Annotated in this window: 13 protein-coding genes; 5 read left to right on the forward strand and 8 right to left on the reverse strand. The window is 37.1% G+C overall.

The window, feature by feature from the left end; translation table 11 throughout:
- Positions 1–188: 188 nt before the first annotated feature.
- The 3 genes from IGJ99_RS08865 to IGJ99_RS08875 all read right to left on the reverse strand — a co-directional run bounded on the left by IGJ99_RS08865 (position 189) and on the right by IGJ99_RS08875 (position 1,616).
- Positions 189–581, reverse strand: coding sequence for a hypothetical protein (locus tag IGJ99_RS08865; RefSeq protein WP_062805015.1), 393 nt, complete (start codon positions 579–581; stop codon positions 189–191).
- A gap of 205 nt (positions 582–786) precedes the next feature.
- Positions 787–1,245 carry a GNAT family N-acetyltransferase gene (locus IGJ99_RS08870; protein WP_010735112.1) on the reverse strand — a complete coding sequence of 153 codons (459 nt, stop codon included), beginning with the start codon at positions 1,243–1,245 and terminating at the stop codon, positions 787–789.
- A gap of 173 nt (positions 1,246–1,418) precedes the next feature.
- Positions 1,419–1,616 (reverse strand): cold-shock protein, encoded by a 198-nt coding sequence (locus IGJ99_RS08875; protein ID WP_010735111.1) that lies wholly within the window; start codon positions 1,614–1,616, stop codon positions 1,419–1,421.
- A gap of 302 nt (positions 1,617–1,918) precedes the next feature.
- Between IGJ99_RS08875 and IGJ99_RS08880 the strand changes: the two genes are divergently transcribed.
- Positions 1,919–2,293 carry a hypothetical protein gene (locus IGJ99_RS08880; protein WP_023519902.1) on the forward strand — a complete coding sequence of 125 codons (375 nt, stop codon included), beginning with the start codon at positions 1,919–1,921 and terminating at the stop codon, positions 2,291–2,293.
- Between the two features lie 481 nt (positions 2,294–2,774).
- Here IGJ99_RS08880 and IGJ99_RS08885 read toward each other — a convergent pair whose 3' ends face one another.
- Positions 2,775–4,121, reverse strand: coding sequence for a glucose-6-phosphate isomerase (locus tag IGJ99_RS08885; protein WP_019722952.1), 1,347 nt, complete (start codon positions 4,119–4,121; stop codon positions 2,775–2,777).
- A gap of 111 nt (positions 4,122–4,232) precedes the next feature.
- Positions 4,233–5,582, reverse strand: a complete 1,350-nt coding sequence (gene gdhA, locus IGJ99_RS08890) for an NADP-specific glutamate dehydrogenase (protein WP_438770763.1) — start codon at positions 5,580–5,582, stop codon at positions 4,233–4,235.
- Positions 5,583–5,694: 112 nt separating this feature from the next.
- Between gdhA and IGJ99_RS08895 the strand changes: the two genes are divergently transcribed.
- Positions 5,695–6,954: an NAD(P)/FAD-dependent oxidoreductase gene (locus IGJ99_RS08895; protein ID WP_010735106.1), complete on the forward strand. Its 1,260-nt coding sequence runs from the start codon at positions 5,695–5,697 to the stop codon at positions 6,952–6,954.
- A gap of 113 nt (positions 6,955–7,067) precedes the next feature.
- On the opposite strand, the gene ybaK is transcribed toward IGJ99_RS08895, so the two are convergent.
- From ybaK to IGJ99_RS08910, 3 genes are read right to left on the reverse strand one after another with little or no spacing between them, the layout of a single operon-like run.
- Entirely contained in the window at positions 7,068–7,553 is a 486-nt protein-coding gene (ybaK, locus tag IGJ99_RS08900; RefSeq protein ID WP_224434865.1) for a Cys-tRNA(Pro) deacylase, read from the reverse strand.
- A gap of 20 nt (positions 7,554–7,573) precedes the next feature.
- A complete protein-coding gene (gene aroD / locus IGJ99_RS08905; RefSeq protein WP_023519905.1) occupies positions 7,574–8,329 on the reverse strand; it encodes a type I 3-dehydroquinate dehydratase in 756 nt (251 codons plus the stop codon).
- 16 nt (positions 8,330–8,345) lie between these two features.
- A complete protein-coding gene (locus tag IGJ99_RS08910) occupies positions 8,346–9,515 on the reverse strand; it encodes a class I SAM-dependent rRNA methyltransferase (protein WP_065095976.1) in 1,170 nt (389 codons plus the stop codon).
- Between the two features lie 385 nt (positions 9,516–9,900).
- Here IGJ99_RS08910 and IGJ99_RS08915 point away from each other — a divergent pair, with 385 nt between their 5' ends.
- From IGJ99_RS08915 to IGJ99_RS08925, 3 genes are all read left to right on the forward strand, one after another.
- Positions 9,901–12,099, forward strand: a complete 2,199-nt coding sequence (locus tag IGJ99_RS08915) for an LTA synthase family protein (RefSeq protein ID WP_438770920.1) — start codon at positions 9,901–9,903, stop codon at positions 12,097–12,099.
- Positions 12,100–12,584: 485 nt separating this feature from the next.
- Positions 12,585–13,313 carry a hypothetical protein gene (locus IGJ99_RS08920; RefSeq protein WP_019722957.1) on the forward strand — a complete coding sequence of 243 codons (729 nt, stop codon included), beginning with the start codon at positions 12,585–12,587 and terminating at the stop codon, positions 13,311–13,313.
- A complete protein-coding gene (locus IGJ99_RS08925) occupies positions 13,300–13,812 on the forward strand; it encodes a hypothetical protein (protein ID WP_010735100.1) in 513 nt (170 codons plus the stop codon). Before IGJ99_RS08920 ends, IGJ99_RS08925 begins: the two co-directional genes overlap by 14 nt.
- Positions 13,813–13,815: the final 3 nt, after the last annotated feature.

The following is a 13,815-nucleotide window of genomic DNA, read 5'->3' on the forward strand; positions in this document are numbered from 1 at the left end:
CATACGTGTTTTGTTGCAATTAACATTACTTGGTAAAAGGAGTTTTTATAGTGTGAATATATCGCTCAGATTACGTTTCAAATTAGATTACTTATTTAATATACCATGTATTACCTAAGAATACAAATATTTACGCTTATTCTTTTGATTTATCATTCTAGTAGTATAAGTTTGTACCATTAATATTTTTATTTTGTCAATTTGTACTCAATACCATGGATCGTAATATTTTTGATAGTATCAGGCCATCCCTTGCTCTGCCATTTCTCTTCATTTGCTTGTTTTTCGATTTGATCAGCACCTTGGTTATAAAACTTCACTTGGTTTTTATTATACCAAGGATCTTTATGTGGATTTGGACTTAATTGGTAGCGATATTTCCCTGGGTTGATTTCATACCCTCTGTTCGTACCACCAAATGACGCTTCTCTCCATTTATACTGTTTTCCTTCTATTCTCATGGTACAGCCTAGAAGATAAGTGCCACCTTGCTCCTTTGCTGCCGCATCTCTACTATTCCAAAACATACTCCCACTTAATAAAACTGTTATACCTAAAATAATCACTAAAATTCTCTTCATGAAAAAATTCTCCTATCAGTATTTTTGAATTCGCTTAATCTTACAAATAATCTGTGAAAAACATATTGAATTTCCCTTGACTTTTACTAAGAATGAGCTTATGAAAACATCAAACCAATGTTCAATAAATACGAACAAATATGTCTGCATACTTGTTTTACTTATTCAAATAACTGATTAATCGCTTAGTATGAGCCGCTCCTATTCATTCGGATTTTTCATTCATCAAATTTTTTTTTAATACCCGCATCAATCGTCCAAACCGATCATTTTCCTTAGTTATTTCCCGATATCCCCATTTTTCATATAACCCTTCATGTTGAGTTGTTATATATACACTGCCGAAACCAATTTCCTTTAGTTTATTTTCACCTGTTGTAACTAATTTTTGGCTGATATGCTTCCCTCGATATTCTGGCGCGACAAAAACAGTGGCAATGTTAGGCGTGTAGTCCTTCGTATCAATAATGTCTTTTTTTACAAGAGTACAAAATCCTACAACATGATTTCCATCTTTTGCAATAATCACGGATTCCCAATCTGTAAATTCTTGTTTTTCCATTTTTTCTGCTATATACTTTGCTGCTTTCCATTCAAATTGACGGATAGAATTAGCTACTGAAAGCCAATCAGAATGTTCTTGGGTTGTAATGACATATTCCATATACTTTTCCTCTTTTCTAATTACTTTAAAAGCATTTGATTCTTGCGATCTCTACCTACTGATTATTAAATAATAGTTTACTTGATTTTTCAAATGTTTCCAAAATTTTCATATCTATTCCAAATAACAAAAAAACCATCTCACAAGGAGATGGTTCAAAGTCGTCTATTGAATTATTTATTGATATTTACTGCTTGTGGTCCACGTTGACCATCTTCAATATCATAAGTAACTGCTTGACCTTCATCTAAAGTCTTAAAGCCTTCACCTTGGATGGCTGAAAAATGTGCAAATACATCTTGTCCATCTTCACCAGTGATAAATCCAAAACCTTTGTCTGAGTTAAACCATTTTACTGTACCGTTATTCATATATATTTCCTCCTATTACGTAAATCATACGTGTTTTATTGCAATTAACATTACTTGGTAAAAGGAGTTTTTATAGTGTGAATATATCGCTCAGATTACGTTTCAAATTAGATTACTTGTTTAATATAGCACGTATCAGCTAAGAACACAAATAATAACTCTCGCAAAACATCATTAGAGTTTATGATACCTATCTCTAGTCAAAACAAGTTTAATGTAAGTAATTATTATTATCACGCTAATTTGGATGCGTTATCTTTTTACAATATATATATAAAGTGTACGATAAATAAATAATATATATGGGAGAAATTATAATAAAAAAAATTGTTTTTATTGGTATGGTAACTAGTCTTCTTTTACTCGCTGCTTGTGAGACAACTACCTCAAAAAATACAGAGTCAGATAACCAATCTATAAGTTCAACGAGTAATATCGAACTAAATTCAATAAATGAAAAGAGTTCGTTTCAAGAAAATTCATCAATATTTCAACCTTCACAAATTCAAGAAGCTATAAATTCTACTCAATCATCTGAGGTAACAACGGAATCAACGGCTGCTTCTTCGCCCCTTGTAGGTAATGCAATAACCTCTCAGGAACGAGCAATGCAAGTACTTATCAGTGATTCTCCTGAATTACAAAATGAGGATATCGTGGTTACTTTCTATAAATGATTTGAATCAGACTATCTATTCAATGCACAAAGTAAATCAATACTTGAACAAGGAGGATCAGGATCGGTAGGTTTTTATCGAGTTTCTAAGGAAGGAACGATCACAATAACTGATGCATACGGAAACGCAGTTTAATTTTTTAACAAAAAAATTTAGTAGGCTTTATTTGTCAATAAACCTTGATCAAACTATACTACCTCCATAAATATATTTCTCACTCCAATTACACTTAGTTACAAAGAAGTATCTATCCCCCAGATATATGGTCACCTCTCTCTCCTTGTCAAAGAACGTGCTGTAAGTAAATCAGATGATTTTTTAAACAATCAAGATAAAAAGCATCTGGTCAACTGGTCCAATTTACATCAAAAAAAAGACAGCCAATAATCGGCTGTCTTTTCTGCATGTAGTACCATTAAAATAAAATGGCACCTACATGTTTAGTCGTTTTCATTACTAAGAATCTTCTCTAACCCCCATCTTACAGGCGTTCGTTCAATTCTTTCGCAAGGTCTTCAAACCCTGGTTTGCCTAGTAAAGCAAACATGTTTTTCTTGTAAGCTTCTACTCCTGGTTGGTCGAATGGGTTGATGCCATTCAAGTAACCTGAAATGCCGACAGCAATTTCAAAGAAGTACATTGTGTAACCTAATGTGTAAGCATCCATTGTAGGGATTTTAACTAATAGGTTTGGTACATCGCCGTCTGTATGAGCTAATAATGTGCCTTCAAAAGCTTTTGTATTTACAAAGTCAATTTCTTTTCCTTGTAAATAACCAAGTCCGTCCAAGTCTTCTGCTTGTTCAGGAATTGTAATTGATTTACGTGGTTTTTCAACTTTTACGATTGTTTCGAAGATATTGCGACGTCCTTCTTGGATGTATTGTCCAAGTGAATGCAAGTCTGTTGAGAAGTTTGCACTTGAAGGGTAGATTCCTTTTTGGTCTTTACCTTCTGATTCGCCGAATAATTGTTTCCACCACTCAGAGAAGTATTGCATTCCTGGTTCGTAGTTGATCAACAATTCAGTAACTTTGCCTTTACGGTAAAGAATATTACGCATTGCTGCATATTGGTAAGCTTCGTTTTCTTCAAGTTTGTCGCTTGAATAAGCTTTGCTTGCATCGGCAGCACCTTGCATCAAGGCATCGATATCTGCTCCGCTTGCGGCGATCGGTAGCAAACCAACTGCTGTCAATACAGAGAAACGTCCACCGACGTCATCAGGAATCACAAATGTTTCCCATCCTTCTGCGTCTGCTTCTACTTTAACAGCCCCTTTTGCTTTATCTGTTGTAGCGTAGATGCGTTTGTTTGCTTCTTCTTGACCATATTTTTTAACAAGTAATTCTTTGAATACACGGAATGCAATGGCTGGCTCAGTCGTTGTTCCTGATTTTGAAATGACATTTACTGAGAAGTCACGGTCGCCGATCACTTCGATCAAGTCAGCAAGATAAGTTGAGCTGATTGAGTTTCCAGCGAAGAAAATTTGTGGTGTTTGGCGTTTGTCGCTTCCCAACAAGTTGTAGAAGGTATGTTGTAAGAAATCGATTGCTGCACGAGCACCTAAATAAGAACCACCGATACCGATGACCACAAGGACTTCAGAATCAGATTGGATTTTCTTAGCAGCAGCTTTGATACGAGCAAATTCTTCTTTGTCGTAGTTCGTAGGTAGGTCGATCCATCCTCGGAAATCGCTACCTGCGCCAGTTCCTTCTCGTAATAATTTGTCTGCAGCAGTAACTTGACTCTGCATATAGCCTAACTCATGTTCATTGACAAATGGTGCAACTTTTGAATAGTCAAAATGAATGTGTGCCATTTTTGTTCCTCCTTAAAAGTTTCAATCTACAGATATACTTTACGTTTTTTTTTATTATTTTTCAAGCAAATATGCGAGAAGCTTCTAATATTTGCAAGAAACTTCCATTTTTTAGACTAAACCTTGCATAGCCATTACTTTTGCGACTTTTTCAAAACCTGCCACATTAGCACCAAGCAAAAGATTTTTTTCGTTGCTAAATTCTTTGGCAGTTTGACGACATGTTTGATAGATCGTTGCCATGATCTCATCAAGTTGCGCATCAACTTGGCTGCTTTCCCACACCAATCGTTGTGAATTTTGGCTCATTTCTAGCGCAGATACAGCTACACCACCAGCATTGGCAGCTTTTCCTGGACAATACCAGATGTCTGCTTTTTCATAGACTGAAACAGCATCTAATGTGGATGGCATGTTCGCACCTTCTGCGACGATCTTCACGCCATTTTCTACAAGGATCTCTGCCAATTGTCCGTCGATTTCATTTTGCGTTGCACAAGGTAAAGCAATATCAGCCGCTTGTTTCAAAGTCCAAACCGATTCATTTGCGTGGTATTCAGCTGATGAGCATTCTTTGACGTATTCTGTTAAGCGGGCTCTTTTGACTTCTTTCAATTCTTTTAATAGATCAAGATCGATACCTTCTGGGTCATAGATATAGCCACCTGAATCAGAACAAGTAACCACTTTCCCTCCTAATTCATGGACTTTTTCGATTGCATAGATTGCCACATTCCCACTGCCTGAAACCATCACTGTTTTGTCAGCAAATGAATCTTGTTCTTCGTTCAATAAGTGTTTCACATAATAAACTAAGCCATAACCTGTTGCTTCTGTTCGGATCTTACTTCCCCAGAAATCTAAAGGTTTCCCTGTCAAAACGCCTGCATCATATTGTTTCAGTCGTTTATAGGCACCATACATATAGCCGATCTCACGAGCACCTACACCGATGTCGCCTGCCGGTACATCAATTGAAGGTCCGATATGTTTTGCCAGTTCCAACATGAAACTTTGACAAAAGCGCATGATTTCATTATCCGATTTTCCTTTTGGATCAAAATCACTTCCGCCTTTACCGCCACCGATTGGTAGGCCTGTCAGGCTGTTCTTGAAAATTTGTTCAAATGCTAAGAATTTTAAAATACTCAAATTGACACTTGGATGAAAACGTAAGCCACCTTTATATGGTCCGATGGCTGAATTGTATTGGATTCGGTACCCACGATTCACTTGCCAGTTTCCTTGATCATCTTGCCAAGGAACACGGAATTGGATCACTCGTTCTGGTTCTACTAAAATCCCTAGAATATTTTTTTCAATGTATTCTGGATTTTTTTCTAAAAATTGGATGACCGTAGGCATAAATTCATCGACCGCTTGCAGAAACTCGATTTGGCCGTCATCTTTTTGGTGAAGTTTTTCTTGTATCGCTTGTACGTATTCTTTTGCATTTGACATAGGTTCACGCTCCTTTATTCATCTGACTTTATTTTAGCTTATTTCAATCATAGGTCAAAACATTTTCTGCGAATCGTCTTCAAATATGCTACACTCTCTGTGAGGTGAGAAAATGGAAAAAACTTATGACGTGATTGTTGTTGGCGCAGGAACAAGTGGCATGATGGCTGCAATCAGTGCAGCCGAGTATGGTGCCAGTGTCTTGTTGATCGAAAAAAATAAAAAAGCAGGTAAAAAATTATTGATGACTGGTGGCGGTCGATGTAATGTCACAAATAATCGCCCTGTTGATGATTTGATTGCGCATATCCCAGGAAATGGTAAATTTTTATATAGTACGTTTTCTCAATACAACAATTTTGACATCATGGAATTCTTTGAAACACAAGGGGTTCACTTAAAAGAAGAAGATCATGGACGAATGTTTCCAGTGACTAATAAATCTAAAACGATCATTGAAGCACTGGTTCATCGTCTGAATGAATTGAACGTCACGATGTTTTTTGGTGAACGTGTAGAAAAATTGATCCATAAGGACAACCAAATCTATGGTGTGCGTACTGAATTTGATGAATTTAAAGCAAAATGCGTCATTTTGACGACTGGTGGACGCACCTATCCTTCTACTGGTGCAACGGGTGATGGGTATAAATTGGTCAAAAAAGTAGGCCACACGATCACACCACTTTATGCAACAGAGTCTCCTTTGATTTCTGAGGAATCATTTATTGCGGATAAAGTGTTGCAAGGTCTTTCTTTACAAGATATCACGTTACGTGTCTTGAACCAAAAAGGAAAAGTGATCACGGAACACACGATGGATCTTTTATTTACCCATTTTGGGATCTCTGGACCAGCAGCTTTAAGGTGTTCCAGCTTCATCAACAATGAACTACAAAAAACGCAGGCACCTGTAACTGTTTCTTTAGATTGCTTCCCGACGAAATCAGTCGAAGAACTGATACAGGAGTTAGTGGAACTAAGTAAGGAATCGAAAAAGAATTTGATCAATGCGTGGCGTGGTTTTCTACCTGAACGTCTACTCCAATTTTATCTTGAACGTCTAGAAATGACCGAACTAACTGGTAGCCAAACAACCGAAAAACAAATCCAAGAATTTGCTGAATTATGTAAAAACTTTGAGCTATTGATCCATAAGACATTTCCCATCGAGAAATCTTTTGTTACTGGTGGTGGCGTTTCATTAAAAGAAGTCAATCCAAAAACCATGGAAAGTAAAGTATTGAACGGATTGTTTTTTGGCGGTGAATTACTTGATGTAAATGGGTATACAGGTGGCTTTAATATCACGGCAGCTTTTGCTACGGGGCGTGTTTCAGGGATGCACGCAGCCATGCAAAGTCAATGGTAAGAGACAAAAAAGCAAAACATTGCTTGAATGAAACATCCATGAAAGGCAACGCGTGTCGTTCGCCTTTCATGGATCGATCTTTCAGCATTTGTTTTGCTTTTTGTTTGTGGTTTTTAAATTTTGATATCGACAAATGTTGCATTGGTCAACTCAGCGATTGCTTCTGGAGCAAGTTCCATTTGCAATCCGCGCTTTCCAGCAGAAATAATGATCTGGTCATATTCTTTTGCCTGTTCTTCAATAAATGTTGGGAATAATTTTTTCATACCAATTGGTGAACAGCCACCTCGAATATATCCGGTCGTTTTTTCCAAGTCCTTGAGATGGAGCATTTCTACTTTTTTATTGCCGGAGACTTTTGCTAGTTTTTTTAAATCAAGTTCAGTGCTTCCAGGGATAACGGCAACGATCGGACCTATGTTATTCCCCACTGCTACTAATGTTTTAAAAATTCGTGATTCACTTCCTGGCAACTGAGCAGCAACGGATGAGGCACTGATATGTGCTTCATCCCAAGCATATTCATGTTCTGTATAAGCAATCTTTTTTTGTTCTACCATACGTATAGCATTCGTTTTTACTGGTTTCTTCTTTGCCAAAATCTTCACCTTCGTCTAGCTTAATTTTCATTGAGTAAACTAATGATTTGTTTTAATTCTTTAACTGGTAATTGGCCAGGTGCAGAAGCTCGTGTCGCATCTAACGCACCGAAAGTGATGGCTGAACCTGTCACGTTGCCTGCAAGTCGAGAGACCATGCCAAGCTCACCCATTGACATAGTGATTAGAGGCATTGACACAAACGCATGTGCACGACGAGTCAATTCCATCATCCGTAAAACATCACGTTCATTATTTGGCATCACAGCAATTTTGCCGATACTTGCACCAAAATGTTCCATCATATTCAAACGATACAGCAAGACCGGATCTGCTGGTGTTTCTTTAAAATCGTGACTACTGATGACCAGTGGGATCTGGCGGCGGTGGATATCATGGAGCAGATCCTTTTCCATACTTTCGATTTTGAACAACTCAATATCTAGCATTTCCACTAATTCTGTGTCGATCAAAAATTTATACAGATCGTGATAGTCTTTGATTGAAATATCTTGCGTTCCACCTTCTTCTAAGGTTCGAAAAGTCAAAAGCAATGGAAGTCTTTCTAACATTTCATAGATCAGTACTAACGTTTCCTTTAGTTGTTCTTTGTTGAAGACATCCTGATAACAATCAAGACGCCATTCAGCCAAATCAGCACCGGCTTCCCTCGCCAGGATTGCTTCTCTCAGAAGTTCTTCGCGAGTTGTACCAGTCAAGGGCGCACAGACTTTTGGACGTCCAGTACCAAATCTTACTCCTTTTACTTGAAACATTTACTTCACGCCCTCTCTATTTTTTTATTTCATAAACAAATACCTTTAAATAATTTCCTTCTGGGAAAGAATCAATGGTTTGAAAATCATCAGGCAAACGATAAACACCGCTGATTTGGTATTCATACTCTGCAGAGATTAGTTCATCTTCGATCATTGCTTGAAATTGATCAATCGACACATTGGCTGCATTTGTTGAGGCAATCAGGATTCCTTCATCGGCTAAGATCGACAAGCTATCTTTCACTAATTCACCATAATTTTTGGCTACACGAAAGACTTTTTTCTTGTTCCGAGCAAAACTTGGAGGGTCCAAAACGATTACATCATAAGAGAAACCTTTACGTTGGGCATATTTAAAGTATTCAAAAACATCCATGACGATGATTTTATGGGCATCCGGTGTCAACCCGTTGACCTCAAATTGTTCACGAGTTTTTTTCAAACTTCGTTTTGCTAGATCGACACTTGTCGTTTCTGTTGCCCCACCCATAGCAGCAGCTACAGAAAAAGCACCGGTATAGCTAAACATATTCAGTACTGATTTCCCTAAAGCTAAGCCATCGATCAATGCCCCTCTGACTTCTTTTTGATCAAGGAAAATTCCTGTCATCAGACCTTCATTCAAATAAGTGGCATAAGTCACTCCATTTTCTTGGACAAGTAGTGGTTCTTTGGCCTCTTCTCCAGTCACATGCTGGCTCTCCGGTAATCGTGTTGTTTCAAAGCGGATTTTTTCGTAGATTCCGACAATTTCAGGATAAGCAGCTTGAAAAGCTTTTAATAAAACTTCACGAGCCAAATATAAGGTTTCATTGTACCAAGAAAAGACAGCAAAGCTATCGTAGTAGTCAATGATCAAACCACCGATCCCATCTCCTTCTCCATTGAACAAACGAAAAGCTGTTGTCTGCTCATCATTAAAATAGCTTGTCCTTTTTTCTTTAGCTGTCAGAAATTTTAGTTCAAAAAATGATTGATCAAATGGTTCATCCTTTTGACTGAGTACCCAACCAATCCCTTTGTTTTGTTTTCCTAAATAGCCTTTTCCTAAAAATTTTCCTTGCTGATCAATTAACTCTACCCATTCCGTCGTTTTTTTCATTTGGACTAGATCTTCTTCTTGGATCAATGGATAGCCTTTTAAAAATTTTTTGACTGCTCTTTTTTTTATTGTTAGTTTCATTGGCTCACCTGCTTTTTCATTCTCCCTTTTAGTATAACAAAAAACACGCTTCTTGTCTTAGAGATTCCTTGTCTTATAGGTAGTTTCCCTTAGAAAAGAGCTAAAATAAAAACTCCTTATCTCCCACTAAAACGAAATGCACAGTGTTCCGAAAGTAGCTCCTTCAGAAAAAAATTTGAAAAACGACAATTTGAAGAATGATTTCCGATTTTCCATGATGATTTCTCAGTGCTGCGCACTTTTGTCCTCCCTATTCATGTGTAGATTTTTGTACAAAACTTAGTGATCTTAAAGAAAATCTTAATCTATCAAGCTTGATTTGTACTTTCAATTGACACTATTTTGGTCTACTAGTAAAATGGTTAGGAGTATGTGAGTCGTGAGTATGTTTCATGTCACTCTTTTTTTATGTAAGAGTGCAGAAAGGAAGATTAATTTGAAAATAAAAACACCCGCTTTTTTAAATAAAAGGCTCGGATTTTTTACTTTACTAGCAGTTTTGTTATGGGTCAAAACGATTGCTACTTATCTATTTGATTTCCATTTAGGGATCGAGAGTGGCATCCAATATTTTATCTTGTTCATCAACCCGATCGCAACGACTATCCTTCTTTTAGGGATTGCCTTATATGTTAGACGAACGAAAGCAGCGTACATCACGATGCTAGTCATCTATTTCTTGTTGACCTTGCTCTTATTTTCTAACATCATCTATTATCGTGAGTTCACTGATTTTATTACGATCAACGCGATCCTAGGCGCCGGAAAAGTCGCAAGTGGTTTAGGCGAAAGTGCCTTACGGTTATTCCGTCCTTATGATGTCCTTTATTGGATCGATATCATTTTGATCATTGCACTTTTAGCAACGAAAAAAATCAAAATGGACCCACGTCCTGTACGCGCTCGAATGGCGTTTGCTTTTACTACATTAGCAGTGATGATCTTTTCTGGAAATCTATTTTTAGCTGAAGCGGATCGCCCAGAGTTATTGACACGTACATTCTCTCGTGATTATCTAGTTAAATATCTTGGACTGAACGCGTTCATGGTATACGACGGTATCCAAACTTACCAAACGAACCAAGTACGAGCTGAAGCAAGTCCAAATGATATGAAAGAAGTAGCAACTTACGTCAAAGAACATTATGCGCAACCAAACCAAGATCTCTATGGATTAGCTGAGGGTAAGAATGTTATCTATATCCATTTAGAAAGCTTACAACAGTTTGTGATCGATTATAAACTGAAAGACGAAAATGGCGTAGAACATGAAGTAACACCTTTCTTGAATAGTTTATTCCACAGTAATGAAACATTTAGTTTTGACAATTTCTTCCATCAAGTAAAAGCTGGAAAAACAAGTGATGCAGAGACATTGATGGAAAATTCATTATTCGGTTTGAACCAAGGATCGCTATTCACTCAACTTGGTGGTAAGAATACTTTCCAAGCAGCACCAAATATTTTAAAACAAACAAAAGGCTATACCAGTGCAGCATTCCATGGGAATGCTGGTACATTCTGGAACCGTAACGAAACTTATAAGAGTTTTGGGTATGATTACTTCTTTGATGCTTCATACTATGACGTGAATGACGATAACTCATTCCAATACGGTTTACATGATAAACCATTCTTTGAACAATCCGTCCAATATTTAGAACGGATGCAACAACCCTTCTACTCAAAATTCATTGCTGTATCGAATCACTTCCCTTATTCAAAATTCACGAATGAGGAAGCTGGATTCCCAGTAGCTAATACGAACGATGAAACAATCAATGGTTACTTTGCGACAGCTAACTATTTAGACACAGCGGTAGAAGAATTCTTCAACTATTTAAAAGTAAGTGGCTTGTATGAAAACTCAGTCATCGTCTTATACGGTGACCACTACGGGATCTCTAATACAAGAAACAAATCTTTAGCTGAATTAGTTGGTAAAACAAGTTCGACATGGACAAATTTTGACAATGCAGCGATGCAACGCGTGCCATATATGATCCATATCCCCGGACAAACAAAAGGTGGAATCAATCATACGTACGGTGGCCAAGTAGATGCTTTACCGACATTGCTTCATTTGTTAGGTGTTGATTCAAAAAATTATATCCAATTAGGACAAGATCTTTTCTCACCTGATAATAACCAGTTAGTCGCTTTCCGTGATGGTGACTTCGTTTCACCTAAATATACCTATTATGGTGGATCTGTCTACGATACCCAAACAGGTGAAGTCCTATCCGATATGACTGAAGAACAACAAGCAGAAGTTACTGCCTTACGTGAAGCAGTCAGCAAGCAACTCGCCGTTTCAGACCAGATCAACAATGGCGATCTACTTCGATTTTATACAGAAAGTGGTTTAGAACCACTTGATACTTCTAAGTTTGATTACAAAAATGGCTTGCAACATCTAAATGATGCCGAGCGTTCACTTGGTGACAAATCAACAAGCGTCTTCAGTGAGAACAACAATCAAACGACACAAAATCTTTACGAAACAAAAACTTTCCAAGATATCCATGGTATTCCTACCGAGGAACCTACGGATAGTGAAGATGCAGTAGAAAACAACGAATGAACAACGTGAGAATAAGTAGCTAATGTTATCACTCAACGAACAGCACTCGAGGAAATCCTTTCTTCGGGTGCTTTTTTTGATCTAATAACTAGCGATATAAATAGATTTGCTTATTTCTACTCAGTGATTTTTTTTACCCGCACGATTGAAAGTGCAAAGAGATGCTACTAATCATATTCGATGCATCTCTGTCCCCTCATACATACTCTAAGTCTGAAACCATTAAGATCCCAGACAAATCATTTGATTCTTGGGGACTCATCGCTCGTTCATAAATCTTGAAATTAATACATTTTCCTATTAGTTTTTGCACTGGATCTCATAGTAGGACCAAAAGAATAGCGTCACTAAAGAAGTTTTTTATACGCCTCCAGGTTCCCATTGCTTGTCCTACTTGGTCAGCCTTCCTTTATTTCGGTTTTTCACTAAATGATTTTCATACTTTATTCATATTCATTTTTTATACTATTCTTGAGGTGAAAAGTATGAATATGATCCGTTATTCTACCGCACGATTACTTTATTACAAAAAACAAACATTTCTATATACTTTGTTTTCAAGCTTTTCTGCTTTTCTATTATTGATTAGCTTTAACTTATATAATCTACAAACCACTTTACACAAACAAATCCAAGATCGGGTGTTGATATTTGATGCTTCTGATGTCAAAGAAAACTTGCCTTCATCAGAAACGCTTCAACAAGCCTATCTGGTTGTGATCAGTTGTATACTGGCACTGTTTGCCTTGTGTTTCTTTTTTTTCTTTTTACTCTCACTCTATCGTCATCGTATGGAAATCATCAATTGGCGATTAGCGGGTCTTTCCAAACCAAAAATGTTCTTCTTTGTTTTTTGGCAATCCTTGATTCCATTAGTTCTGAGTTGTCTTGGCGTTCTTTTGATCGTTTTTGCTTTCCAAAATGGCTATCAAGCTTTACTCCAAAAAATCAATTTGGCTCTGTTAGATTTCTTCGAACTACCGAATTTACCAAGTGTCTTTTCTTCTGGAAATGGTTTATCGATCTCGATTGATCAAAATAGTTTTTTCATGATCGATTTTTTTAGCGATAACTTTTTAGTAGATACCTTAAAAGGGATCGGACAGACGATCATTTGTTTAGTTAGTATTAGCACATTACTTAGTACCTGTCTTTTCATGATTTCAAATCGACTTTTAAAAAGAAAGAAGCTGATCATTGATGAACCAACATGATTCACTGATATCATTTAGCGGTTTTACTGTTCTGATCGGTTCGAAAGCCGAACAACAGGTGATTTTCACAGAGATCAAAGCACAACTCCTTGCTTCAGAACGAACTGATCTGATGATCGTTCAAAAAAATTGGCCGTTCTTCCCTTATCTTAATTTAAAAGAACAAGTATTTTTGGACATCCCCGAAAAACAAAAAAAAGCCAAACAGGAACAAGCGCAAGATAAGCTAATGATAGATTCCTCGTTGCTCAAAAAATCAGTAAGTGAATTGAGCACGTATGAAAGAATCAAATTGCAACTGATGCATGCGATCCTCGCCGATAAAAATAAACTGATCATCGAAGACCCTATCGATGATTTGTCGATTATCGAGATTCAAGATCTTTTGACAAATCTTTGCGATTTAGTCAACGATCATTCTTTTTCGATCTTATTGTTGACTCATGATCTTTCGATTGCCGAAAGCCCATATGTCACTGATTGTAAAGAAGCGAGTTGACTT

This window comes from Enterococcus sp. AZ095b (genome assembly GCF_051714725.1).
Classification (GTDB): Bacteria; Bacillota; Bacilli; order Lactobacillales; family Enterococcaceae; genus Enterococcus_B; species Enterococcus_B pernyi.